Raw genomic sequence first — 24772 nt, 5'->3', positions numbered from 1 at the left:
CGCCTACGGGGCCTGGATCGACCCGTCCGGCGCGCGCACGGTGATCGCCCACTCGTCGTGGCCGGCCAGGCCCGCCGGGTACTTCGCGGCGGCCTTCTCGTCGATCTCGATGCCCCAGCCGGGAGCCTCGTTCGGGCGGATCCAGCCGTCGGTGATCCGCAGCGTGCCGGGGAACACCTCGTGCACGGATTCGGGGTAGACGTGTCCCTCCTGGATCCCGAAGGCGGGCGTGGTCACGTCGAGGGCGACGTTGGCGGCCGCGCCGACCGGCGACACGTCGGCGGGGGAGTGCCAGGCGGTCTTGACGCCGAGGAGTTCGCACAGCACGGTCAGCTTGCGCGCCGGCGTGAGCCCGCCGATCGCCGAGATGTGGCAGCGGATCAGGTCGACGCCGCCGGTCCGCACGACCCGCACCGCCTCCGGCAGCGAGGTGAGCAGCTCGCCGACGGCGATCGGCACCGGCGAGGCCTCGCGGACCTCGGGGAGACGGTCGAAGTACTCCGGCGCCAGCACGTCCTCCAGGAAGAACAGCCGGTAGGGCTCCAGCGAGCGGGCGAGGATGACCGCCTCCTTCGGCGTGAGCCGGGAGTGCACGTCGTGCAGGAGTTCCACCGCGTCGCCGAGTTCGGCGCGGGCGGCGGCGAAGAGGTCGGGAGTCGTGCGCAGGTAGTGGCGCACGTCCCAGCCGTCCCGGTTCGGGGCCTTGGGATGGCCGCCGAGCGAACCGGGGGCGCCGTAGGTGCCGAGCCCGGGCTGGCCGACCTGGAGCCGCACGTGCGTCCAGCCCTGCTCCATGAAGTCGCGCGCGACGTCGAGCGTCTCGGGGATCGTCGCGGCGGCGGCGTGCACATAGGTCGCGGCGGCCGCGCGCACCTTCCCGCCGAGCAGCTCGTAGACGGGCATCCCCGCGCGCTTGCCGGCGATGTCCCACAGCGCCATGTCCAGTCCGGACAGCGCGTTGTTTCCGACCGGACCGTGCCGCCAATACGAGGAATAGTGCGCCGAGCGGGTGATGTCCTCGATGTCGGCGGGATGCCGTCCGAGGACGAGGCGCTCCAGGTGGTTGTCGACGTAAGCGGCGACGGCGGTGTGCCGCTGGGTGAAGGTCGCGCACCCCAGGCCGTAGAGGCCTGGCTCGTTGGTGTCGACGCGGACCACGACCAGCGGGATCCCGCCCGGCGCGGTCGTGATCGAGCGGACGCCGGTGATCCGCAGGCCGTCGCGCGCGGGCCACGGCGGCACACCCGGGACGAGGGTTTCGGGGACGGTCATCGGTTGTCGCTCCTTTGTGCGGGGAGGGGGAGGATCGGCAGGTCGAGGACGTGCTCGGCGTGGAAGCCGAACAGCCGACGGGCCGGGTCGAGGTCGACGGGCGCGGTACGGCCCGGCAGTTCCCGCGTCACGCGTGCGCGAGGGTGGAAGGCCTCGATCAGCTCGGCGGTGCGGTAGGGCACGAAGGTCTCCGGGGCGGCGACGAACACCGCGTGGGCGCCGGGCCGGGCGGGCGAGAGTGCGTCGACGGCCGCGCGGGCGGCGTCGCGGGTCTCCAGGTACAGCCACAGGTCGGGCGCGCCCTCGCCCGGACAGGCGGCGAGCCGCTCGGCGCGTTCGGGCAGGCGGCCGTCGAGTCCGGGTACCTCGCCGAACCCGCCGATGAACGGGAAACGCAGTGAGACCACGCCGATCCCGTGGCAGCGGTGTGCGGCCGCCGCGATCTGCTCGTCGACGACCTTCGACAGCGAGTAGGGATCGGCCGCGACGGTCGGCGTCGTCGCGTCGACGGGCAGGGACGCCGGACCCTGGTCGGGTCGCGGGGAGAACAGGTAGCCGAGGTAGTTGACGCTGCTGGCGATCACCGCCCGCCGGATCCCGGCCGCACCCGCCGCGTCGAGGACGCTGAACGTCGCCGAGGTGTTCCCGCAGAACACCTCCTCGGGCGTGCCGAGGCCCGGCGCGGGCAGCGCCGCGAGATGGATCACCGCGTCGACGCCGTCGAGAGCGTCCTCCACGGTCGCCCGGTCACCGGCGCTGCCGACGACGACCCGCTCGGTGCCCAGGTCGCCGGGATCCGAGAGCACCAGCGCCGTCACCGGGACGCCCAGCCCGTCGAGATGCCGGATCACCGCTCGCCCGATCAGGCCACCGGCCCCGGTCACCAGCACGCGTCCGAGCGGAGAGTTCACGTGCCCGGCGGCGGTGCCCCCGTGCTCGCGTCGGGCGGAACCGGCATTGTCCACGGGAACTCCTCTCGGATGCCGACGCGCGTCGGCATCCGAAAGGATAGGCGCGCCATGATCGCCTCCCGAATCCGGAAGAACCACCACGGCGCCCCAGGGGAGCGCTCCCAACATGCGGAACAGAACGGCCCGAGCCGACCGGGCCGCAGTCGATCACGCGCTAACGTCGGTGAGGTGTCCCACACCCCTGCGCCCCAGGTGCTCTGCGTCGGCGAGACCATGGCCCTGGTGACCCCGACCGAGCCCCTCCGGCTCGCCGAGGCCGAGCACTTCGCGCTCGCCCACGGCGGCGCCGAGTCCAACGTCGCCGCACACCTGACCGAACTCGGCCTGCCCACCGCCTGGATCAGCCGACTCGGCGCGGATCCGCTCGGCGACCGCGTCCTGCGCGCCGTCGAAGAGCACGGCGTCGACACCCGCTGGGTCGTCCGCGACGCGGGCGCTCCGACCGGCCTCTACCTCAAGGATCCGGGCCCCGACGGCACCCGGGTCCACTACTACCGAAGTGGTTCGGCGGCCTCCCGTCTCGCCGCCGCCCACATCGACGACTGGCCCCTCGCCGGTGCCCGCTGGCTTCACCTGACCGGCATCACACCCGCCCTGTCGGAGAGTTGCGCCGAACTCCTGCCCGCCCTCATCGCCAGGGCCCGCGAGCACGGCCTCGGCGTCTCCTTCGACGCCAACTACCGGCCCGCCCTCTGGCCGCCCGACCGCGCGGGGGCCGCCCTGCTGGCCCTGGCCCGCCTCGCCGACGTCGTCCTCGTCGGCCTCGACGAGGCCGAGACCCTGTGGGGCGCCGGGACCGCCGAGGACGTCGCCGCGCTCCTCCCGGAGCCGCGCCACGTCGTCGTCAAGGACGCCGACCGCGAAGCCGTCGAGTTCACCCGCGACGACACCGGCGCGACCGGCGTCCACCGGCTGCCCGCCCGCAAGGTGGCCGTCGTCGAACCGGTCGGTGCCGGTGACGCCTTCGCCGGCGGCTTCCTCGCCGCCCTCCTCACCGGCCGCCCGCCCGCCGAGCGCCTGGCCCTAGGCCACTCCCTCGCCGCCTGGACCCTCGGCAGCACCGGCGACTACCGCGCCGGTCACGGCCCGCGAGTCCGCGAACCGGAGGCTAGCGGTGCCCACTGACTTCGGCGCCTGGTTCGACGCCGCCTTCGCCACGACACCCGTCATGGCCATCTTGCGCGGACACGACCCCGCGCGCACCGTCGAACTCGCGACCCGCGCCTGGGACCTCGGCATCGAGCACGTCGAGGTCCCCATCCAGACCACCGACGCTCTCCCGTCCCTGCGCGCGGCCGTCGCGGCGGGGGCCGAACGCGGCCGAGGCGTCGGCGCAGGGACCGTCATCGACGCCGAGCAGCTGCGCGCGGCGGCAGAAGCAGGCGTCGCCTTCACCGTCGCGCCCGGTCTCGACCCCGCCGTCATCGAGGCCAGCATCACCGCAGGTATTCCGCACCTGCCCGGAGTCGCCACCCCCGGTGAGGTCCAGCGTGCCCTGTCCCTGGGCCTGACCTGGGTCAAGGCCTTCCCCGCGGCCGTCCTCGGCCCGGCCTGGTTCCGCGCGGTCACCGCGCCCTTCCCCGCCATCCGCTTCGTCGCCACCGGGGGCGTCGACGCCGCCAGCGCCCACGGCTATCTCGCCGCCGGAGCACGGGTCGTCGCCGTCGGCGCCGCCCTCGAAGACCCCGCCCAGCTTCCCCTGCTCGCCGCGCTCGCCGGCCGCCGCGCATGATCGACCTCGCCGGGATCGTCCCGCCCGTGGCCACCCCGTTCACCGCCGACGGCGACGTCGACACCGCCTCCCTGGAGCGGCTCTGCGCGTTCCTGCTCGACGCGGGTGTCGACGGCCTTTTCGCCGGCGGTTCCACCGGTGAGATCGCGCTGCTGACCGACGGCCAGCGCGACACCGTCGTGCGCACGGTCGTCGGCACCGCCGCAGGGCAGGTCCCCGTCCTCGTGGGAGCCGTCGACACCGGCACCCGCCGCGTCATCGACCACGCCCGCCGCGCCGAGACGCTCGGCGCCGACGCCGTCGTGGTCACCGCGCCCTTCTACGTGGGTGTCCACCCCGACGAGGTCACCGCCCACTACCGCCTCGTCCACGACTCCATCGGCGTTCCCGTGGTCGCCTACGACATCCCCAGCGCCGTCCACACCGGACTGCCCGCGTCCTCGCTCGCCGAACTGGCCCAGTCCCGCCACATCGCCGCCGTCAAGGACTCCAGCGGTGACCTCTCCGCCTTCCGCCGCGTCCTTCGGCTCACCGAGGGGACCGGCCTGCGCGTCCTCACCGGCTCGGAACTGCTCTGCGACCTCGCGCTCGGACTCGGCGCGCACGGCGCCGTGCCGGGTCTCGGCAACGTCGACCCCGACGGCTACGTCCGGCTCGCCGCGGCCGCTTTCACCGGTGACGCCGAAACCGCGACGGCCGAACAGGAACGACTCGTCGAACTCTTCGACATCACCTCGGTGGCCGACCGTTCCCGCGTCGGACCGTCGGCGGTGGCGCTCGGCGCCTTCAAGACCGCCCTCTACCTGCGCGGCGTCATCGACCACCCCGCCGCCGCCGCGCCACTGCGTCCCCTCGACGAGGCCGAGACCGACCGGATCCGCGATCTGCTGACCCGGGCCGGTCTCGGCGTCGTGCGCTGATGCCGCCTTACCCGGCTACCCGGTGACCTGGATCAGGTCGAACAGCGGAGCCTCGGTCGACGGATCGACCTGGAGCGTGCCCCGCACGATCCGCTCGCTGTGCCCGGCGATGTACCGCTCGGTCGAGAAGGGGATCAGCGGCAGGTCGGGCGCCATGAGCCGCTCGGCCTCCAGATAGAGCGGGAACGCCTCCTCCATCGTCGCCTTGGCGTTTCCCTGCGCGACGAGGTCGTCGAAGGCGGGATTGCTGTAACCGAAGTAGTTCCCGGTCCCGTACAGCGGCCGCAGGAACGCCTCCACGTTTGCCTGGTCGGGGATCCAGCCCGAGGCCCACGGCGTGTCGTGCCCGTTGGCGGCGATGTCCCCGGAGAACTCGGCGGACTCCATCGCGACCACGTCGCAATCGGCGCCCAGCACCTCGGTCACGCTCGCGCACACCAGCTCCAGATACTGCGCGGCCACCGCGTTGTTCATGCTGTGCGCGAACTCGACGTGCTCGCCCTTCGGCCACTTCGCCTTCTCGAACAGTTCCTTGGCGATCTCCGGCTGGAACGAGCAGTCCCCGCAGGAGCCGGCGTTGTGCCCGACGATGCCGGGCGGCGTGAAGGAGTCGGCCGGGACCATGTAGTCGAGGCCGAGGGTCTCGATGATCTCCTCGCGGTCGATCGACAGGGAGACGGCCCGGCGCAGGTCGGCGCTCTGGTAGGGCTTCTTGCCGGTGGGGAAGCCGATGTAGCCGAGCTGCGCGATCGGCAGCGTCACCGTCTCGACCTCGTTGGGCGGCTCATCCCAGACGCGGGCGACGTCGACCTCGCCGGCGGCGAGCGCGGGGTAGGCGATCGCAGGGTCGTCGACGAACATGAACTCCAGCGACCCGTACTGAGGCTTGTCGCCGGCGAAGGCGTCATTGCGCAGGAGCGTGAGTTCCGTTCCCGCCGACCAGGGGCCGTCCATGCGGAAGGGGCCGTTGCCGATCGGCATGGTCTCGCAGCTGCTCATCGCGTCGAGGCACGCCCGCGCCATCGGCGACAGCGCCGGGTAGGACAGCGCCGTCGGGAAGACGACCCAGGGCTCGACGAGCGTGACGGTGAAGGTCAGGTCGTCCTGGACGGCGAGGCCGGACATGGTGCTGGCACTGCCCTGCGCCCCTTCGAAGCCCTCGAAGCGCTCGAAGAAGAAGGCCGCGCTCATGGCGTTGGCCTCGTCGGCGACGTAGTTCCAGGCGTCCACGAAGGACGACGCGGTGACGGGTTCGCCGTCGTGGAAGGTGAAGCCGGACCGCAGCTTGATCGTCCAGGTCTTGGAGTCGGTGCTGGTGACGCTCTCGGCGATCCGGTTGACCGGCATTCCGGAGACCGGGTCGTTGCGGGTCAGGCCCGCGTACAGCGCCGACAGCACGGTGTTCTCGGGTTCGTATCCACTGTGGCCGGGGAGCAGGCTGGTCGGCTTGAGCGACATGTAGACCAGGTTGGCGTCGTTGGCGGTCACGCCCGGATCGTCCGAGGGGCCGGCGTCGGCGGGAGGCGTGGAGGCGCTGCCGTTGAGGGCGACGACGAGCACGATGACGATGATGATCGCGGCCAGCGCGCCGCCGCCGATGCCGAAGTACAGGCCGAGTCCGGCCTTCTTCTTCGGGGGGACGGCCGGTTGCTGCCAGGGCTGCTGCCACTGCTGCTGGTCCTGCGGGGCCCCGAACTGCGGCTGCCCGTATGCGGGCTGTTGAGGCGTGTACGCAGGAGGCTGCCCGTATGCGGGCTGCTGGGGCGGGTACTGCGGCTGCTGGGGCTGGTAGGGCGGGGGTTGCTGCGGTTGCTGCGGTTGCTGCCAGGGCTGTTGCGGGGGCTGCTGCCCGTACGGCTGCTGGGGATCGTTCGGGGGAGGCGGGGGTCCGGGATACGGGGGCTGGGACATTGACCTGCTCCGTCGGGGGGTATCGCGGGTGAGGGGCCTGGTCACTGTAGTGCTCGCCCGCCAAAAGGGTTGCCCCGTGCGGGCCGATCCTGGTTGCATCCGCGCATGCGACCAGAACCCGGACAGGTCCTGCACTTTTCAGAGGATCCGACGATCACCCGCTTCGAACCGCACGTCGCCGTCACCGCCCAGCAGCCCGAGGCCTACGTGTGGGCCGTCGACCACGATCGCGCCCCGGACTACTGGTTCCCGCGCCAGTGCCCGCGCGCCATCGCCTTCGTCACCGAGGATTCCACCGAGGACGACCGGGACATGATCATCGGTCCCGGTTGCGGGGACCGGGTCCACGCCGTCGAGTACGCCTGGCTCGACGCGATGCGCACGGTGGAGCTCTACGCCTACCGCCTGCCAGCCGAGCGGTTTCGGCCTTTCACCGCCGACGATCCCCACGCCCAGGTCGCCACCGAGCCGGTCCTCCCGCTCGGGCCCGCCGAACGCGTCGGCGACCTCTTCGCCTGCCACCAGGCGGCCGGGATCGGCCTGCGGGTGCTGCCGAACCTGTGGCCCTTCTGGGCCGCGGTCACCGAGAGCACGCTCGGCTGGAGCGGCATCCGGCTGCGCAACGCCGCTCCGGCCCCGCGGGGTTAGAACAGCGCGGCGTGCACCGGCTGGCCGGTGTGCGCCGAGACGATCGGGCGGTTGCCGAGGGGCTCGCCGAGGGTGATCGTCACCGGCTCGTACTTGAGCAGGTCGATGCAGGTGTCGCCGGTGGTCTTGACGCTGCCGGCGACCACGATGACGCTGTCGGTCTCCAGGAACAGCGGCTTGATGTCGGTGTCGCAGGCGCCGACACCGAGCCGGTAGGTGACGGTGCCGCCGTCGACGGACACCAGGTCCTGCGCGGCGGCCAGGCCGGTCATGTCGCCGGGTTCGGGCACGTCGACCCGAGGCACCTCGTCGACGTCGTCGGGGGAGACCGCGACGCGGGCGACGGGCTCGGAGAGTCCGTCGACGGTGAACAGCCACGCCGGGACCTCGGCGGTTCCCCGGCTGGTCAGCAGCGGGATCGAGCCGAGTTCGGCGCCGGTGACGCGCAGCGTCGAGCAGGGGACCTTGTGGGAGGTGGAGTCGTCGGGACCGCCGCTGCCGGAGGGGTCGGGGTCCTGCGGCGTCGCCGAGCAGTCGGCCGGGTCGGCGGGTGCGAGGTCTTTCCACGCGGTCTGCGCGTCGACGAGACCGACCGGCAGCGGTGTGCCGTCGGGGAACGCGATCTCGCCTTCGGCGGGGGACCCGTTCGGCAGGTCGGTCTTGAGGATCAGGAAGCCCGCGGTGAGCGCGGTCTGGGTCGCCTCGTCGAGCGGCTGCCCGTCGGGACCCGCGGTCGGCTTGACCGTCAGGCCGGTCAGCGGCACGAAACCGGTGCTCCAGACCCCGGTCGGGGGAACGGCGCGCCAGACCTCGGCGACCTGCGCCGCGCGCGGCGAGAAGGCGTCGTTCGAGGCGGGATCACCGGCCTCGCCGGTCCCGTCTCCTTTGCCGCACGCCGCGAGGGTCATCGCGGCGAGAAGCGTGACGGTGAGTAGTCCAGTTCTGGTTCGCATGGTGCTGTGACGTACGAGATGGGGTCCGGGGTTCCAGTTCGCCGAAGCGCGGCGACCGGCGGCGGCGGGGCCGAGAATGGTCGGCAGAGGAGAGGGGGCCCCGTGGGGGACCGATTCCGGGTGCGCCGCGCCTACGAGGAACCACGGCCCGAGGACGGACTCCGCGTCCTCGTCGACCGGCTCTGGCCGCGCGGGCTCGCCAAGGAGAAGGCCGAGGTGGACCGCTGGCCGAAGGAGATCACGCCCAGCACCGGCCTGCGCAAGTGGTACCACGAGGCGCCCGCCGAGCGGCACGACGAGTTCGCCGGCCGCTATCGCGCCGAACTCGACGCCGACGAGGCCGCGGAGCCCCTGCGAGAACTGCGGGAGGCGGCCGCGAAGGGCACGGTGACGCTGGTGACGGCGGTCAAGAACGTCGACACCAGCCACGTCCCCATCCTCCTGGAGCACCTCGAAGAAGACGCGGGCTGACCGACTCCCCCGCGTGGGGGAGGGCCTGCCGCCCGCGCGGGAGGTCCCGGAGGGTCGCGATGTGCCACGATCGGGCCATGATCCTTCGCCCGCTGCTCAGCCCGACCACGTACCGGGCCTGGGCGTGGCTCATCGTCGGCGGTGCCCTGCTGATGCCGTACATGATGGCCGGGCAGGTCGTCACCGTCGCCTGGCGCACCGGCGCGGCCGGCGTCGGCACCCTCGCGGTCGACCTGTGGGTCTTCGTCGCCGCGCTCCCCGTCGTCGGGCTCACCGGTCTCGTGCTCCCGGTGCGCGCCATGGAGACCGCCACCGCCCGAGCGCTGCTCGGGGTGCCCGGCGGAGTCCACACTTCCGCGCGGGGACGCGTCGCGCTGTGGTTCGTCCTCCACCTCGGCGCCGGCGGCCTCGCCAGCGGCGTCACCCTCGCGCTCGTGCCCTACGCGGTCCTGGTCGGCGTCTCGCCCTGGCTGGAGGACTTCGAACGCTTCGGCACGCTCACCGGAGTGCTGGCCACCGCGGGCCCGGCCGCTCCCGTCGTCGGTGTGACACTCCTCGTCGCCCTCGTCTACACGATCGCCGTGCTCGGCGAACTGCTCCGTCGCGCCGGCACCCGGCTGCTCGCCCCGACCTCCGCCGAACGCCTCGCCGAGGCCGAGGCCGCCGCGCACCGGCTCACCGAGCAGAACCGCCTCGCCCGCGAACTCCACGACTCCATCGGCCACGCCCTGTCCATCGTCACCGTGCAGGCCGCGGCGGCCGTCCGCGTCGTCGACAGCAACCCCGACTTCGCCCGCCAGGCGATGACCACCGTCGAGCAGACCGCGCGGACCGCTCTCGCCGACCTCGACCACGTGCTCGGCGTCCTGCGCTCCGACGGCCGCGACGCCTCGTCCACCGCGCCACGGGTCGGCCTCGCCGACGTGCCCGAACTCGTCGCCGGTTGCGGCCTCGACGTCGCCTACACCGTCGACGGCGACATCGCCACGGTTCCCGTGGTGGTGTCCCGCGAGGCCTACCGGATCGCGCAGGAGGGCCTCACCAACGCCGCCCGCCACGGCGACGGCGGCCCGGTCGAACTGTCCGTCGAAGTCACCGCGGACACCCTGAGGCTGCTCGTACGCAACACGCCCGGCGGCCGAGGGGACCGCCCCGGCGGCGGCCGGGGGCTCACCGGCATTCGCGAACGCGCCGAAACCCTGGGCGGCACCGTCGAGAGCGGCCCGTCCGGCGGGCGCTGGGAGTTGGAGGTACGCCTGCCCTCCCGGTGATCACGGCGGCTATCGTCGGCGGGTGACCGTACGCGTGCTGCTCGCCGACGACGAGGAACTGATCCGGACCGGGCTCCGGGTGATCATCGACGCCGAACCCGACCTGGAGGTGGTCGGCGAGGCCGGCGACGGCGTCGACGCGCTGGAGATGGTGCGCCGGCTCAAACCCGACGTGGTCCTGATGGACGTGCGCATGCCGACCGTCGACGGTCTCGAGGCGACCGAGCGGATCGTGTCGACGGTGAGCGAGCCGCCGAAGATCCTCGTCGTCACCACCTTCGACAACGACGAGTACGTCTACCAGGCACTGCGCGCCGGAGCCGACGGGTTCCTGCTCAAGCGGGCGCGTCCCGAGCGTCTCCTGGAGGCCATCCGTGTCGTGGTGCGCGGCGACAGCCTTCTCTTCCCGGCCGCGATCCGCGACCTCGCCACCCGCCACCGCGGCCGGCCCTCGGCCCTTAGCCGCGCCGGACTCACCGAACGCGAGGAGCAGGTCCTGCGCCTGATGGCGACCGGCAAGACGAACGCGGAGATCGCCGGCGAGCTGTACGTCAGCGCCGAGACGGTCAAGACGCACGTCGGCAACGTCCTGGCGAAACTGCGGGTCCGTGACCGGACCCAGGCCGTCATCGCCGCCTACGAGTCCGGTTTCGTCTAGGAGCCGCCCCGTCCGCCGGTCAGGTCGCCGAGCAGGTTGCGGGCGGAGTCGGCGAAGGCGCCCGAACCGGTCGCCACGGCCCTGTTCAGCAGGTCGACGGCGACCTGCCGGTCGCCGTCGCGGGCGGCGAGCTCGCCGAGCCGGCAGCAGCCCTCGGCCACCAGTTCCGGATCGTCGGTGGCCCTGAGCATCCGCTCGTACCAGACGCGCGCCTGCTCGGTCTCGTCGAGCAGATAGTGCAGTTCGCCGAGGTGGCCGGTGGCCAGCGGACGGTGTGCGTCGTCGGCTTTGAAGGCCTGCCGGTACCAGCGCAGGGCCTCGGCGAGGTTGCGGCGCTTCTTGGCGATCCCGCCGAGCAGCATGGAGGCGTAGCCCCTGATGCTCAGGTCTGCCGGGGCGAGTTCGAGCGCCCGCAGGAGCAGCGGCTCGGCGGCCTCGTCATCGCCGATCTCGGTGGCCGTCCAGCCGAGCCCGAGGTGCGCCCAGCCGGGTTTGGGCGCGCCGAGGTCGATGGCCTTGCGGTAGAGGGCACTGGCCTCGACGTGGTCGCCCTGGCCGGCGCGGGTGCGGACCAGGTCGGCGAGCAGGACCAGCACCTCGGCGAGCGACTTGCGGTTGTTCCTGCTGGCCAGATCCCGCCCGCCCGCGATGCGGTGCGCGGTGCGCACGGACTCGACGGCCCCGTCGAGGTCGCCGAGGTCCCGCAGCAGCAGGGCGAGTTCCCGGGAGGCGTGCAGGGCGTTGGTCGAGCCGCCGAGTTCGACGGCCCGGCGGTAGGCCTCGGTGGCCGCGGGCGGGTCGGTGTGGCGCAAGGCCTTGGCCTTGTCGCGGTAGGCGCGGCCGATCGCGGCGGGGTCTTGTTCGCTTTCGATGAGCAGGTCGAGAAGGAGCAGCGAGTCCTGCGGGTCGTGCGTCTCGGCGGCCAGCGCCCGCAGCTCGGCGACCGTCGGCGAGACCTCGGCGGGAGGCCGCACGGGCTGTCCCGCGCGGTAGAGGCGGAACTCGCCGCCGTAGCCCTGCCACCCGGTGATCACCGAGGCCGCGAGCGTGGTGCCGTCGGGCGACCAGGCGAGTTCGCGGACGATGTCGGCGTCGGCGAGGCAGCGCGTGAGGAGTTTGCCGTCGGCCACCCGCCACAGGGAGAGCCCTCGCCCGGGGTCGTCGCCGTCGCCGGTGACCAGATGGGCTCCGTCGGGCCGGATCGCGCACGCCTCACCGCTGCCGGCGGCGGTGTTCGCCAGTCGTCTCGCCTCCGCGCCGTGCGGGGTCGCGCGAAGCGGCGGTTCGGTGACCTCGGTCTCGGCGCCGGCGTCGACGTCGTAGGCGCGGACCCGGGCGCCCGCTTCGGGCTCCTCGTCGAGGTCGCGTCCGGTGACCAGGTGGGTGCCGGGGATCCACCGCACGTCCTGTCCCCACAGTGGACTGCCGGCGATCCTGGTGCGCTCCGACCAGTCGCCGGTGTCGAAGACCACCAGCTCGCACGCCTGGTTGGTGACGGCGAGGAAGCGGCCGTCGTCGGAGAAGGCCAGGTCGCCCGGTGTGCCGCCGTCGTCTTCCTCGCCGGTGAACGGGTCGAGGGTCAGCGCGGGGCGGCGCAACTCCAGCACCGCGGGCGCCTCGGGTTCGGTGACCAGGTCGGAGCGGCTGGAGTACGACGTGGTCGCCCAGGTCTGCCCCGGACTCAGCGCCGCGAGCCATCGCGGGTCGGTGACCTCGACGTCGTAGTCGGCCTGGACGAGCGTCTCCTCGTCGTGCCAGCCGTCGTCGCGCAGGTAGTAGAAGTCGCTCAGGCGCGGCCACAGGTCGTCGGTGACGGGATGGTTGCGGGTCTCCACGCGCTCGGCGCCCCGGACGTAGCGGTGGGTCTCGGCGGCGATCCAGGCCTCGTCGACGATCTGCTTGGCCGACACCATCCACAGGGGATGCAGCGAGGTCAGCGGCTCCCGGTGCGACGCCTCCCACAGCAGGGACAGGAAGAAACTCGGGTCGTCCGGCAGCGGAGCGTGGGTGCGGGAGCCGGTGTCGTAGTAGACGACGAACACGCGGAAGCGGACGCGCGGTTCGGCGGGGGCGACCTCAAGGACTCGAACGCCGTACAGATCGGTGGACATCATGCCTTCCGGGGTGAAGGGGTGGTCGGCGGGGCGAGAGGATCACAGGAGGGTACGACGGTTCGGGACGTCGCGCGCCTCGACGGCCGCTCCGGCGGACGTGACGACGCCGGCACTCGCCAGGGCCGCCCGCGCGTCACCTTTCCCGCCGATGCCGGCGCGTGTGTCCGGCCGGTACCTTTCGGGCGAGCGGTCGTTCGGCGGTCACACGGGCGCTTTCCTCTGGTAGGGGTGCAAAGGCGACCGATTGTCTCATGTGGATCGCGAGGATGATCCACCCCATGGACGGAGGTCGATATGACCATCATGGTGACGGGCGCTTCCGGGCGCCTCGGCGGAACCGTCGCGCGTCTCCTTCTGGAGCGCTCGACCGGTGAGCGCATCGTCGTGGGGGCGAGGGACCGGCGTGCCGTCGCCGGTCTCGGCGCCGAGGCACGCGCCGCCGACTACGACGACCCCACCGTCTTGAAGACGGCCTTCACCGGGGTCGACATCCTCTACCTGGTGTCCACCAACGGCCCCCACAGCGGACGGCTGGCGCAGCACACCGCCGCGATCCACGCCGCCGCCGACGCCGGTGTCGGACACATCGTCTACACCGGCATCCTCGGCAGCGCACCACCGGTCATCGGCGCACTCGCCTGGGACACCGAACGCGTCATCGAGGCGAGCGGCGTGCCCCACACGATCCTCCGGCACAGCCTCTACACCCAGAACTACACCGCCTCGCTCGCCGAGACGCTCGCCGACGGCGAACTGGTCAGCGCGACGGGATCCGGCCGCGTCGCGACGGCCGATCTCGGCGACCTCGCCCGCGCGGCCGTCGAGGTCCTCCTCGACGAGCGGCACCGCGGCGTCGTGTACGAGCTGACCGGGCCGCGTGCCTGGCGTCTCGACGAGTTGGCCGCCGCCGTCGCCGAGCGCGCGGGCACGCCCGTGGCGCACAGGCCGGTCAGCGGCGCCGAACTCACCGCCGAACTCCTCGCCGCCGGTGTGCCCGCCTCCGGGGCCGAAGTCCTCGTCGGCATCGAGACGGCCATCGCGGCCGGTGCCTTCACGGAGGTGTCGCCGGACCTGGAGGGGTTGCTCGGCGGCCCGGCGACGTCGATGGAGGAGAGCGTGGACTCGGCGCTGGCTCAGCTGGGCTGAGGCGCCTTCTCGGCGGTACCTCGTGCGTGCCAGGCCATCCAGGCGACGCCGGCGGCGGCCAGCACCAGCCCGCCGAGGTAGACCGGTACCGGGACAGCGCTGCGCAGGGCCCCCGGCACCATGCCGACGGCGTAGAGGACGACCGCCCCGGCGGGCAGCGCACGCGAGCGCAGGGCGGCGGCGGCGAAGGTCAGCACCCCGGCGATGAGAACCACGGCCGTGACCATGAAGGCCGCACCCGTTCCGCCGGCGAGGAGCCCGTCGCGGACGCCGGGGGAGAGGTGGGGGAAGACGAAGTGGAGCGTGTACTCGATCGCGAAGGCGCCTGCCAGGCCCGCCGCGTTGAGGACGTAGCCGACGAGCCCGAGCGCGCCGGCCGAGGGGCGGATGAGCCGGTAGAGGCCCGTGACGGCGAAGAGTCCGGCGAGCACCGCGAAGGGCGCCACGGCGTGGGTGAGGCCGTTGTCGGGCAGGACGCCGGCGCGCCGCACGACGTTGAAGGTGAGGAGTAGCGCGCAGGCGAACCCGGCGTAGGCGGTGAGCTTGCTGAGGTGTGCGGGCGTCATGACGTGGCTCCTTTGCAAGGGTGGCAACGTCAGTGTCGGTGCCCCCGGACGCGCCGACGGGCGCGAACGCCGAGACGTAAGCGAGCCGAAAGGAGTGTCGGGGCGATGGGGCGGGATGCGCGATCGAGTGGGGGCCGTACCCGCGCGAAACGCCCTTATCCGCACCGCTCACACCTGCGAAGCCCGCGAGTCCCTCAGCGGCTGGACCGGCGTGAGGTCGGACGTCACCGTGGCCCCCCACCTTTCCCGCCGGGTCGCAGCAGCGGTGGATGCAGGGCCCTCGCCCCGCCGGCCCGATACAACGCGGCCGGTTTCCCCCGGCCCGCCGTCCGCCGCGGGGGCCCTTCCGCCGGCTCGACGAGCCCCGGTGTGGCGAGAACCTTGCGCCGGAAGTTCGGCCGGTCGAGAGTCGTGCCCCACACGGCCTCGTAAACCTGCTGCAGCTCACCGAGGGTGAACGCCGGCGCGCAGAACGCCGTCGCGAGGCCGGTGTACTCCAGCTTCGCGCGCACGCGGTCGCGCGCGTCGCGCAGGATCCGGTCGTGGTCGAAGGCGAGCGGTTCGACGTTGTCGTAGGCGATCCAGCGTGCCTGCGCGGCATCGGTGCCGGCCCGCGGTTCGGGCAGGTCGGGAACGAGCGCGGTGTAAGCCACCGACACCACGCGCATCCGCGGGTCACGGCCGGGGTCGCTGTAGGTCCGCAGCTGTTCCAGGTGCAGGGAGCCGACGACGTCGCCGGGCAGCCCGGTCTCCTCGGCGAGTTCGCGGCGGGCCGCGGTCTCGGCCGACTCCTCCGGCAGCACGAACCCGCCCGGCAGTGCCCACCTCCCCGCGAAGGGTTCGAGGGCCCGCTCGACCAGCAGCACCTGCAGTGAGTCCACGCGCACGGTGAACACCGCGAGATCCACGGTGACGGCGAAGGGCTCGAAGGCGTGCTTGTCGTATCCGCTCGGTACGTTCGTCATCGGCGCTCCGGCAAGGGGTCGGTGAACCGCCAACCTTCGGCGAGCAGCGCGTCGACGGCCGCGACCGCCGTCGACAGACGCTCCTCGTGCGGTCCTGTCAGTGTGATGAACCGGCGCCCGGTTCGGGCCAGTTCCGCGCGGAAGCGCCCGGTCATCCAGGGGCGCAGGTGCTCGCCGTCGCGCAGGCCGTCGTCTTCGAAGGCGACGCCCGTGTGGTCGGTGAGCAGCCACAGGTGATGGCCGACGCGGTCGGCGAGGGCCTCGACCTCGGGATTGCGGCCGCTGACGTAGCGCTCGTGCCACACCGTCGTGGCGAAGGAGTCGGTGTCGCAGAACAGGACGGGCGAGCCGGTGCGCGCGGCGGCGTCCTCGTCGGCGTTCTGCCGGGCGGCGATCAGTGGGAACTCCTCACCGGTGAAGGCGATGTGGGTCCAGTCCGCGTCGGCGCGGACCTCGCGCAGCGCCGCCAGCTTCTCCTCGCTGAAGCGCCTGCCGTACTCCGGTACCCAGCGCGTCGCGGCCCACACACCACCCCGCGAGCGGTAGTGGTGGGCGAGCGCGCGGGCCATGGTCGTCGTCCCGGTCGACTCGGCCCCGACCACGACGACCCGGCGGGTGAGCGCCGCCCGCACCGGCTCGGACAGGAAGTCCCAGTGCGCGACGGGGTCGGCGCGCACCGCTGTCCCCGACACCGGATGCGTTCCCCGCGACGGGTCGACGGGTACGTGCACGGCCCCGAACCGGCGGGCGAGTTCGTCGCCGTAGGGCTCGGAGGTGAACACCACGTCGACCGGTTCGGGCACCGCCGCGCGGAAGATCGCCATGTGCGCGTCCCACACGTCGGGGTCCTGGAGGTCGACGGGCACGTCGTCGACGGCGCCGACGATCCGCGCCTCCGGGTGCTCCTCGCGCATCCAGGCGATGCGGTCGGCCAGCGGCACCGACTCCACGCTCGACGCGCAGACCAGGACCGTCAGCCGTTCGCAGGCCGCGAGGGCGCTGCGGACGAGGAGGTGGTGTCCGGCGTGCGGGGGGTAGAACTTGCCGAGGACCAGACCGTGCTTCACGCGGTCGCCACCTTCACCGTGCGCAGGTCGCGCCGCCATCCGCGCAGTCCGACGACGCACAGGGCCATGAAGCCGACGTAGAGGATCGAGGTCAGGTACAGGCCCTTGTAGGCGTAGAGCGGGATGTAGACGATGTCGGCGGCGATCCACAGCCACCACGACTCGACGCGCTTGCGGCACTGCCCGTAGGTGGCCATGAGCGACAGGACCGTGGTGAGCGCGTCCCAGAAGGGCACGGTCGAGTCGGTCGCCCTGCTCAGGAGGAGGGTGAGGCCGAGTAGTCCGGCGGCGCCGGCGGCGGTGAGGGCGTACCACTCGACACGCGTGGTGCGGCGGACCGGGAGGCGGTCGGTGGTGGGGCCGCCGCCGCGCGCCCAGGTCCACCAGCCGTAGGCGGCGAGGGCGATGAAGACGACCTGGAGCCCGGCGTCGGCGTACAGGCCCGACTGTGTGAAAAGCAGGATGAAGAACACGTTGTTGGCGATGCCGGTCGGCCAGTTCGCGATGTGCTGCCGGGCCACGAGCCAGACGCAGAGGGCGCCGCTGCCGAAACCGAGGACCTCGGTCCAGCTCACGGGGGTGCCGAGGATCGTGAAGAGGGGTTGCTGGAGAGCTTCGACGAGGGGGTGCATGCCGCCGTCCTTTCAATAGTCACAGTGACTATAAAGGCTTGATCGACCTGCCGCAAGAGTGATCGGCGCCTCGGTAGCGCGCGATCGATACCTTCACCGGGGTGGATTCCGAGCAGATCGAGCTGACCCTCCCCGCTTCGCCGAAGCCGAAGTACGCCCACCTCTTCCGCACCGGCGCCGAGGTGGCCAGGCTGACCTGGGTCGGCGGCGGCAAACCGCGCGAGAGCGGGAAACTCCACCTCGACGACCGCCGGGCCGAGCGCGCCTTCCACGACGAGATCCGGCGGCGCATGGCCGAGGGCTACGTCGTCCTCGGCGAGCGCGCCACCGCCGAACCCGGCGAGCTCATCCTGGAGTGCGCGCCCCGCGGCATGTGCCGGGACGTCACCTTCGACCTCGCCCCCGACGGCCGTACCCTCACCGTCGCCACCTGGGACTCCAGTGACGGAGCCTGGATCTACCTCGTCGACGTCGCCACCGGAGTCCAGCGGACCGTCCACACCGAGCCACCCGGCCCGCACTACCCCGCCATCGACGCCGTGCTCTTCGGTCGCGGCGGCGACCAACTCGTCTACACCGTCAACGACGAGACCCGGCGACTCGACCTGAGCACCGGCCGCACCGAAGTGCTCGCCGATTGCCCCCGGCCCGACCCCGAGCGCCACACCTACCTGCCCCAGCCGTCCTTCGACGCCGCCCGCGAACGGGTCTTCGTCTTCGACGCCGGCCAGCGGGCCCTCGTACTCGACACCGACGGCAAACCCCTGCTCGACCTCGACACCACCGGCAGCGGCGTTTGCTTCCGCGGCAGACTGTCGCCCTCTGGGCGCCTGCTCGCTCTCGCCTTCGACGACGCCGGCGTCATCGAGATCTGGGACGTCGACACCGGCGAGCGAACCGCCCGGCTGCGCTCGCCGTACCGACGGGACGGGGCCCGCTTCCGAGGAGTGGCCGAGTTCGCCTTCCATCCCGGTGAGCGGCTGCTGCTCGTCAACGGATGGCACCCCGACCGTCTGCGCGCGGTCGACATCGAGACCGAGGAAGTCGTGCCGGTGACCTCCGGAGAGGACCGCTGCTCCGCGTTCGCGGTCACCCCGGACGGGACACGGCTCGCCCTCGCCGAACCGGGTGGGTCGTGGCGGGACGGCCGGATCGCGTTCCGTGACGCGGAGAGCTTCGAGGAGGCGCCCGGGTCGGCTGTCATGTCGACGGCCGGCCGGGTGCGCCGGATCGCCTTCTCCGCCGACGGGACTTTGATGGTGACGGGCTCGTACAGGGACCGGGTCTCGGTCTACGCGGTGGGGTAAGGGTTCCCGACGGTGCGAAGGCCGGCTCCGGCGGGCGCTGGATGCCCCGCCGGAGCCGGCCGCCCGGACGGTCGAACGCGAATACCGGACCGGGCGTGGTGAAGCGGCTGGTCAGACGTCGTAGTCGCCGTTGATGGCGATGACCCGCCCGGTCAGGGCGTCGATCCGCAGGTCCTGCCACGTCTCGTCGGAGCACTTCGTCTCGACGAACCACATCGGCGCGTGCCCGTCGTAGTAGAGCTCCGCCCTGAGGACCGAGCAATGCGGGAGTCGTGCCACGGCGATGGCGGCGGCCTCGTCCTCGGCGACGGCCGGGGGCAGATGCCGGGGATCGGGGGAGGCTCGCGCCGCGTCACTGGACGTCGATATGGCACCCAGCAGCGGCACGGCCAGGGCGAGGACGGTGGCGAGTCGGCGGAGTTGGAGTCGGGATTGCGGGTACATGGTCACCTCTCATACTGTTTGGGTTGTTTTGCGTGTTGAGTATGAGCCGCCGTAACGTAGATAAGAGACTTATTCGCACATGTCGGATTGTGGCAATGGTCTCACCTTTAACTCGGCCGCCGTCGCCGTCCAGACCTAACGCCAACCGCCTATCGCCCGATCGTGCTCGACACGGACGTCACGGTCCGCTCGAACACGGTCCGGTCGTCCCGGTCGCCGCTGCCGGCGGGAGCCGACGACGGCGTCGGGCGTCCCGTACCGGCGAAGACGGGTGTCTCCACATCGGCCGCCGGGCTCGCACTCGCGCTGATTCTGCTCGGCGCGGTAGCGGTGCGGCTCACTCGCGGCCGGAACCCTTCCGGCAATCGGTAGCGGCCGCACCGCCGATCGCGTGCACCGTCCCCATAGGCTTGTGCCACATCTGTGACATCGGGGGTATCGGAAGATGACTGCCCGGCGACCGCCACGCTGGATCACGAGCTGGAACATCACGGCCGCCGCCGGCGCGGCCACCGCCCTGGGCGTTCTGTCGCAGGGCCTGCCCTCCACGTTCTTAGCCTGGGTCTTCCTCCTCGGAGCCACCGTCGCGGCCATGGCGGTGGGCTACGCCGGCTACATCAGCCTCGCCGGGCCGGATCCCGACGCCGACGACGGCGCGCCGAAGACGCGGCGGGGCATCCCACCCGGTGTCCGTCGCGCTATTCCGCCGGCCGTCATGGTCGTCTCTCTGGCCGTTCTGCTGTACCTGGTCATCGTCCCGATCGGCGTCGGTGCCCGGCTCGCCTTCCTGGCGGTCGGGTGCTCCGCGCCGGCCGAGATCCGGGTCCTGACCTCCGACGAGTCGCACGCGGCCGTCGACGCGCTGGCCGCCGCCTACGAGGCACGCGCCGACCACAACGGCTGCCGCACCGCGCATCTGACGGCGTATTCGGCGAGCTGGCCCCAGATTCGGGAGGGCTTCCAGGCCGGCTGGACCGGCGACCCCCTGCGCGAACTCGGCCCGCGCCCCGACGTGTGGATCGCCGAGTCGCGCGACCAGTACGAAAGGGTCGCCGCCGAGATGGCCGCCCTCGGCGTCACGCCGGCACCGATCGCGGCGGCGGAGCCCTTCGCCTACACGCCACTGGTCCTGGGCGTGCCCAACCCGCAGGCCACCGCCCTTGAGGCCAATACCACCGGGCTGCCGCTGACCGGGCTGCTCAACGCCGCCACCCGCGCCGGCCTGGAGATCGTCCGGCCCGATCCGTCCGTCTCCTACTCGGGCCTGCGCCACACCGAGGCCCTCTACCGCCACCTGGCCGAACCCAACGCCCGGCGCAGCCTTGAGCAGAGGCTGGGCGCCGACGCCGACCGGGGCGGCTATCCGCTCGGCGACGAGTCGGCCGTGCTGTGCCATCGGCGGAGCAGGCCCGACGACACGACCAGTGCGGCGATGCTGCTCACCGAGCGCGCCCTGGTCCGCTACAACTCCGGCCAGGCGGTCGGCGCGGGCTGCCCGCTGCCCGCCGCGCCCGTGGTCCGGCTGACCGCCTTCTATCCGCCGGTCGGGGACCTTCCCGGCGAACTGCCGGAGAGCCTGGACTACACGGCGGTGCGCTGGCCCTCCGCCGACGAGACGACGGGCGGCCCGCGGGCGCGAGCGACCGCGGCGGAGGGCTTCGCCGCCTGGCTCAACAGCGAAGAGGCCACCGAAACGCTGACGGCACAAGGGCTGCGGCCCGCCGACGGCGACGTCGGCCGCTACGGTTCCGACCCGCTGCCCGGCGCGCGGACCGACGCCGGTTTCCTTCGGGGCGCCTGGCGCGATCCGGGCGGAGTGCCGCTGGCCCAGCGCCTCGACACGACCCTGAGGTCCTATACGGACGCACGTCGGCGGACGCGGGTGCTGCTGGCCGTCGATACGTCCGGCTCGATGTCCGCCGAGGTCGACGAAGAGGGGCGCAGCGGCCTGGAGGTCGCCACGACTGCGATCAGCGCTCCACTCCCGCTGCTGGGTCCTCGCGACGCCTTCGGGTTGTGGACCTTCCCCGGACAGGGCACCGAAGCCCACACCGAGATCATGCCGGTGAGCGGCGTCGACGATCCGGCGGAGCGCGGCGCCGAGCTGAGCGCCGCCCTGGAAGCACACGGCACCGGAGGTCGCGACTCCCCGCTGTACCGGACCATCGGCGACGGGATCGGACACCTCGCCGAATCCGGCGCCGACACCCTGCCGGTCCTGGTGGTGTTCACCGACGGCGTCGACACCAGCGCCGACCCCGATGTCGACGCGGCCATCGAGGCCGCACGAAGCGGTGGCGTGCGGGTCTTCATCGTCACCGTCGGGGACGCGGCGTGCGCCGGGACCCCGATGGCCTCGATAGCCGACGTCAGCGCCGGATCCTGCCTCGACGCCGAGTTCGAGACCGTCGGCGAGCGGCTGGCGGGCCTGTTCCTTCTACTGTGGGGAGGACGCACCGATGGGACCTGATGTGATCGCGCGCGCCGCGCGCCGGCTCGGCTGGAACTGGGCGAGCGGGATGGCGGTCGGCCTGGCCGGGGGCGTCGCCTTGACGCTGGTGACGCTGTCACTGGTGGACTCCGACGCGCCGCCGAAGCCGGAGCCGGGGACCATCCAGGTGCTCAGCGGCCTCGACGTCAGCGAGGGCAGGCAGCGCGGCCAGCTCGTCGAGCAGTGGAACCAGCTGCACCCCGAGGGCCCCCGGGCGCAGATCGTGGAGATGACCGGCGACGCCGACGAGCAGTACAGCCAGGTCCGCGCCACCGCGCAGGACGGCCGCAGCGTCCCCGCCGCCGAGCGCGTCGACGTCTACAACCTCGACGTCACCTGGACCGCCGAGTTCGCCGAGGCGGGCCACCTGCTCGAACTCGACACCGACGAGGTCGACACCTCCGGGTTCCTGCCCGGCCCGCTGGCCTCCGGTGCCCACGACGGTGAGCAGTACGGGCTTCCGTTCAACACCGACGCCGGGCTGCTCTACTACCGCGCCGACCTGATATCCGAGCCGCCCTCCACCTGGGACGAACTGGCCGCGATGACCGAACAGGTCCTGTCCGACCCCGCGATCCGCGCCGCCCATCCCGAGCTGGAGGCCGGCATCGCCCTCCAGCTGGCCGACTACGAGGGCTTCTCGGTGAACCTGCTGGAGTGGACACTGGCGCACGGCGGGGATCTCGGCGACGGCGAGACCTCCCGCGTCGCCGACGACGCCGACACGGTGGTGGCGCTCGAAGAACTCGACGCGCGCTTCGCCCAGCCCGGCAGCGCGCCCCTGATCCTGCCCGACGCGCTGCGCCACAAGGAGGCCGACAGTCTCGCCGCCTTCGCCGCCGGACGCACCCTGTTCCTGCGCCAGTGGCCCTACGCCTACCGGGAACTGGCCCGGACGGACCTCGCCGAGTGCGGCACGGCCCAGAAGTCCTTCTGCGTGGCACGGCTGCCCGGCCCCGGCGTGCTGGGCGGCCAGAACCTGGCCGTGTCGGCCTACACCGACCAGCCGGCGGCCGCCGTCGCCCTCGTCGAGTTCCTCACCAGCGAACGCAGCCAGCAGCTCCTCTTCGAGCGCGGCGGCTTCGGCGCCACCCGGCAGGTCGTCTACCGCGACCCGGTCATCGTCCGCGAACACCCCTACGCGGCACTGCTGCTCGACGCGGTGACGAACGCGCGCGCTCGCCCGGAGACGGCGGCCTACCAGCGGTACAGCGAGACGCTTCGCTCGACCTTGCACCGCGCGCTGAGCGTTCCCGAACGGGCCGATCTGGCGGATCTCCAAGCGAGGCTGAACGAGGTGCTGGAGTGAGAGGGGAGCCTCGCTACTCCCGGCGCAGGGCATCGGGCGGCTGCCGACAGGTCGCCGCCGTTGCGGCGGAGACCATGACGACCAGCACCGCGGACGCCGGCACGCCCACGTAGCCGACGGCGGCGTCGGCGAGGCTCGACGCGGCGGGTCCCTCGCCCGTCCCGCCACGGAAGCCGCTGATGACGTCGTCGATCACGCGGGCCCCGGTGCGTGCCCGAGTCCGAGGTCGCGGGTGTGCGCGAGAGCGGCGTACCTGCTTTCACGAGAGCGGGCATAGCGGCGCTTCGCGCGGGCGCGGCCAGCCGGGGGCGCCTGCATTCGCGGAGCGCCTTGGGAAGCGAGCCTCGTATCCTGGCCCGATGCCCTTGACCGTGCCCGCCCACCAGGCGGCGTTGCTGCCCTTGAAGATCCTGTGGCCGTCACGGGTGGACGGGATCGCGCTGGTGATGGGCTCGGTCGCGCCGGATCTGGCGTACGCCTTCATGCCCGCACTGGCCTTCGACGCTCACGGGGTCTTCTCGACGGTCTACTGGTCGGTCCCGGTCGCGGTGCTGTTGAGCCTGGTCGTTCGACGGTTCGTCCTTCCCACCGCGGGATACCTCCCCGACCTCGGTCCGCTCCACTTGCGCGACTTCGCCGTCAGCGCGCGAGTGCGTCATCGCCTGCCGGTCACCGCGCTCTCCGCCCTGGTGGGGGCGGCGAGTCACGTCGCCTGGGACCTGTTCACGCACGCCGGCGGACTGGCCCGCTGGATGCCGGTGCTGCTGGCGCCCTCTCCCTTCGGTGTGCCATGGTTCAAGGCCCTCCAGTACGGTTCCGGCGCGCTCGGAACCGCCGTGACCATATGGTGCTTCCTCCACATTGGACGCCACCGTCTGCTGCGCCGCTGGCACGGCGAGCCTCGGTGCTCCCCGGCGGGCGAAGCGCGGACCTGGTGGCTCCTCTTCGCGGCCATCGCGGCACTACTGGCGGTGCCGGCGGTCTTGCTTGCGGGTGGTTCGCATCCGCATATCCTTATGGCGCGCGGCATCGGGGGCGCCATCTTGTCGGCGGCCGCGGCGACCTTGCTGACCGGAGTCCGAGGGAGCGGCCGATGACCGAGGTCCCGGGCGCGCGAGAGGAACTGGACCGGGCGCGAGACCGGCTGCGGGAGCTGTTCGCGGCGCTCGTCACCGAACTCACCGGCGACCCCGGCCCGCGGGTCCCGAACCCCGGGACACCGCAGATCGCCGCCGGGGAGGAAAGCGGGGAGGCGCTCCGATTCGAATACTCCCTCCACATGCAGGACCTGGTCCCGGCGGAGGGCGTCGACGACCCGGCCCGAGTGGCCGCGGAATGGCTGGAACGCGCGGGCTGGCGGGTCGCGCTGAACCCCGCGAGGCCCCCGTACCCGGCCGGTGCCGAGGCGAGACTCGGCGAGTCCAGACTGCGCGTCGGCACTCGTCCGGAGACCGGTCTTCTCACGATCACCGCGTACACCCCTGAGATCCGGCTGCACGAACCGCGAAGCGCCGCCCCGACGCCGCCCGGCTGCCCCCGCTGCGACCGGCCGCTGGCCTGGTTTCGGCTGGGGCTCCCCGGGGGCCACTCACGACCGGGCCGACCGGGGCGGCTGCGGCCGGAGACATGGTGGGAGTGCTCCGGCTGCGACTGGCTCGGCTGGCAGCGCCATGAGGGCGAAGGGCTGGTCCCCATGCTGCGCCGGACCAGCGCCGAGGGTGGCGACTGCTACCGCTGCGGCGAGGAGGCGGCCACCGCCGTCACCGAGCCCAGGCTGGACGCCGACCGCCACCTCACCGCCTGGGCGGTCTGCCTGGCCTGTGGCACGAGCAACGGCATGCGCTGGAAACCGAGCCTGGACCGGTGAGCGCCGGACCGCCGAGCCGACGGTGCGAAACGGCACCCGGGTAAGGGATGCCGCTTC

At 72.5% G+C, this 24772-nt stretch carries 24 protein-coding genes; 13 read left to right on the top strand and 11 right to left on the bottom strand.

What is annotated here, in order from left to right; all coding sequences use genetic code 11:
• Positions 1–3: 3 nt before the first annotated feature.
• Both AB0I28_RS19335 and AB0I28_RS19330 read right to left on the bottom strand, forming a co-directional pair.
• Positions 4–1272, bottom strand: a complete 1269-nt coding sequence (locus AB0I28_RS19335) for an enolase C-terminal domain-like protein (RefSeq protein ID WP_357495012.1) — start codon at positions 1270–1272, stop codon at positions 4–6.
• Entirely contained in the window at positions 1269–2237 is a 969-nt protein-coding gene (locus AB0I28_RS19330; protein WP_357495009.1) for an NAD(P)-dependent oxidoreductase, read from the bottom strand. The genes AB0I28_RS19335 and AB0I28_RS19330 overlap by 4 nt, the downstream gene beginning before the upstream one ends.
• Before the next feature lie 174 nt (positions 2238–2411).
• On the opposite strand from AB0I28_RS19330, the gene AB0I28_RS19325 reads away from it, so the two are divergent.
• The 3 genes from AB0I28_RS19325 to AB0I28_RS19315 are packed head-to-tail and all read left to right on the top strand — an operon-like array spanning position 2412 to position 4895.
• Positions 2412–3368, top strand: coding sequence for a sugar kinase (locus tag AB0I28_RS19325; protein ID WP_357495006.1), 957 nt, complete (start codon positions 2412–2414; stop codon positions 3366–3368).
• Entirely contained in the window at positions 3358–3975 is a 618-nt protein-coding gene (locus AB0I28_RS19320) for a bifunctional 4-hydroxy-2-oxoglutarate aldolase/2-dehydro-3-deoxy-phosphogluconate aldolase (RefSeq protein ID WP_357495004.1), read from the top strand. Before AB0I28_RS19325 ends, AB0I28_RS19320 begins: the two co-directional genes overlap by 11 nt.
• A complete protein-coding gene (locus tag AB0I28_RS19315) occupies positions 3972–4895 on the top strand; it encodes a dihydrodipicolinate synthase family protein (protein ID WP_357495002.1) in 924 nt (307 codons plus the stop codon). Before AB0I28_RS19320 ends, AB0I28_RS19315 begins: the two co-directional genes overlap by 4 nt.
• 15 nt (positions 4896–4910) lie before the next feature.
• On the opposite strand, the gene AB0I28_RS19310 is transcribed toward AB0I28_RS19315, so the two are convergent.
• Positions 4911–6806 carry an ABC transporter substrate-binding protein gene (locus AB0I28_RS19310; protein ID WP_357495000.1) on the bottom strand — a complete coding sequence of 632 codons (1896 nt, stop codon included), beginning with the start codon at positions 6804–6806 and terminating at the stop codon, positions 4911–4913.
• Between the two features lie 105 nt (positions 6807–6911).
• On the opposite strand from AB0I28_RS19310, the gene AB0I28_RS19305 reads away from it, so the two are divergent.
• Positions 6912–7454, top strand: a complete 543-nt coding sequence (locus tag AB0I28_RS19305; RefSeq protein ID WP_357494998.1) for a DUF6886 family protein — start codon at positions 6912–6914, stop codon at positions 7452–7454.
• On the opposite strand, the gene AB0I28_RS19300 is transcribed toward AB0I28_RS19305, so the two are convergent.
• Positions 7451–8407 (bottom strand): hypothetical protein, encoded by a 957-nt coding sequence (locus AB0I28_RS19300; protein WP_357494996.1) that lies wholly within the window; start codon positions 8405–8407, stop codon positions 7451–7453. The genes AB0I28_RS19305 and AB0I28_RS19300 overlap by 4 nt on opposite strands.
• A 102-nt stretch (positions 8408–8509) precedes the next feature.
• On the opposite strand from AB0I28_RS19300, the gene AB0I28_RS19295 reads away from it, so the two are divergent.
• From AB0I28_RS19295 to AB0I28_RS19285, 3 genes are all read left to right on the top strand, one after another.
• Positions 8510–8878: a DUF488 family protein gene (locus AB0I28_RS19295; protein WP_357494995.1), complete on the top strand. Its 369-nt coding sequence runs from the start codon at positions 8510–8512 to the stop codon at positions 8876–8878.
• A gap of 77 nt (positions 8879–8955) precedes the next feature.
• Positions 8956–10149, top strand: coding sequence for a histidine kinase (locus AB0I28_RS19290; RefSeq protein ID WP_357494994.1), 1194 nt, complete (start codon positions 8956–8958; stop codon positions 10147–10149).
• A gap of 22 nt (positions 10150–10171) precedes the next feature.
• Entirely contained in the window at positions 10172–10807 is a 636-nt protein-coding gene (locus tag AB0I28_RS19285; protein WP_357494993.1) for a response regulator transcription factor, read from the top strand.
• On the opposite strand, the gene AB0I28_RS19280 is transcribed toward AB0I28_RS19285, so the two are convergent.
• Positions 10804–12918 carry a tetratricopeptide repeat protein gene (locus AB0I28_RS19280; RefSeq protein WP_357494992.1) on the bottom strand — a complete coding sequence of 705 codons (2115 nt, stop codon included), beginning with the start codon at positions 12916–12918 and terminating at the stop codon, positions 10804–10806. The two genes, AB0I28_RS19285 and AB0I28_RS19280, sit on opposite strands and share 4 nt — an antisense overlap.
• A 297-nt stretch (positions 12919–13215) precedes the next feature.
• Between AB0I28_RS19280 and AB0I28_RS19275 the strand changes: the two genes are divergently transcribed.
• Positions 13216–14067, top strand: a complete 852-nt coding sequence (locus tag AB0I28_RS19275; protein WP_357494991.1) for an NmrA family NAD(P)-binding protein — start codon at positions 13216–13218, stop codon at positions 14065–14067.
• Here the strand turns inward: AB0I28_RS19275 and AB0I28_RS19270 are convergent.
• The 4 genes from AB0I28_RS19270 to pnuC all read right to left on the bottom strand — a co-directional run bounded on the left by AB0I28_RS19270 (position 14055) and on the right by pnuC (position 17297).
• On the bottom strand, positions 14055–14633 hold the full coding sequence (locus AB0I28_RS19270) for a hypothetical protein (protein WP_357494990.1): 579 nt from the start codon (positions 14631–14633) through the stop codon (positions 14055–14057). The genes AB0I28_RS19275 and AB0I28_RS19270 overlap by 13 nt on opposite strands.
• Positions 14634–14857: 224 nt before the next feature.
• Entirely contained in the window at positions 14858–15598 is a 741-nt protein-coding gene (locus AB0I28_RS19265) for an NUDIX domain-containing protein (RefSeq protein WP_357494989.1), read from the bottom strand.
• A complete protein-coding gene (locus AB0I28_RS19260) occupies positions 15595–16665 on the bottom strand; it encodes an AAA family ATPase (protein ID WP_357494988.1) in 1071 nt (356 codons plus the stop codon). The genes AB0I28_RS19265 and AB0I28_RS19260 overlap by 4 nt, the downstream gene beginning before the upstream one ends.
• Entirely contained in the window at positions 16662–17297 is a 636-nt protein-coding gene (gene pnuC / locus AB0I28_RS19255; protein WP_357494987.1) for a nicotinamide riboside transporter PnuC, read from the bottom strand. The genes AB0I28_RS19260 and pnuC overlap by 4 nt, the downstream gene beginning before the upstream one ends.
• Before the next feature lie 101 nt (positions 17298–17398).
• Between pnuC and AB0I28_RS19250 the strand changes: the two genes are divergently transcribed.
• Positions 17399–18604, top strand: a complete 1206-nt coding sequence (locus AB0I28_RS19250; protein WP_357494985.1) for a WD40 repeat domain-containing protein — start codon at positions 17399–17401, stop codon at positions 18602–18604.
• Between the two features lie 111 nt (positions 18605–18715).
• Here AB0I28_RS19250 and AB0I28_RS19245 read toward each other — a convergent pair whose 3' ends face one another.
• Positions 18716–19048 (bottom strand): PepSY domain-containing protein, encoded by a 333-nt coding sequence (locus AB0I28_RS19245; RefSeq protein WP_357494983.1) that lies wholly within the window; start codon positions 19046–19048, stop codon positions 18716–18718.
• A 445-nt stretch (positions 19049–19493) separates the two neighbouring features.
• Here AB0I28_RS19245 and AB0I28_RS19240 point away from each other — a divergent pair, with 445 nt between their 5' ends.
• Positions 19494–21518, top strand: coding sequence for a vWA domain-containing protein (locus AB0I28_RS19240; RefSeq protein WP_357494981.1), 2025 nt, complete (start codon positions 19494–19496; stop codon positions 21516–21518).
• A complete protein-coding gene (locus AB0I28_RS19235; RefSeq protein ID WP_357494980.1) occupies positions 21508–22848 on the top strand; it encodes an extracellular solute-binding protein in 1341 nt (446 codons plus the stop codon). The genes AB0I28_RS19240 and AB0I28_RS19235 overlap by 11 nt, the downstream gene beginning before the upstream one ends.
• A 13-nt stretch (positions 22849–22861) precedes the next feature.
• Here the strand turns inward: AB0I28_RS19235 and AB0I28_RS19230 are convergent, their stop codons facing one another.
• A complete protein-coding gene (locus AB0I28_RS19230; protein WP_357494978.1) occupies positions 22862–23044 on the bottom strand; it encodes a hypothetical protein in 183 nt (60 codons plus the stop codon).
• A gap of 163 nt (positions 23045–23207) precedes the next feature.
• On the opposite strand from AB0I28_RS19230, the gene AB0I28_RS19225 reads away from it, so the two are divergent.
• Together AB0I28_RS19225 and AB0I28_RS19220 are read left to right on the top strand one after the other, a co-directional pair.
• Complete coding sequence (locus AB0I28_RS19225; RefSeq protein WP_357494976.1) at positions 23208–23945, top strand: DUF4184 family protein; 738 nt, start codon at positions 23208–23210, stop codon at positions 23943–23945.
• Positions 23942–24715, top strand: coding sequence for a hypothetical protein (locus AB0I28_RS19220; protein ID WP_357494974.1), 774 nt, complete (start codon positions 23942–23944; stop codon positions 24713–24715). Before AB0I28_RS19225 ends, AB0I28_RS19220 begins: the two co-directional genes overlap by 4 nt.
• Positions 24716–24772: the final 57 nt, after the last annotated feature.

The organism is Phytomonospora sp. NPDC050363, assembly GCF_040655735.1.
Taxonomy (GTDB): Bacteria; Actinomycetota; Actinomycetes; order Mycobacteriales; family Micromonosporaceae; genus Phytomonospora.
This window is presented reverse-complemented; position numbering and strand designations above follow the sequence as displayed.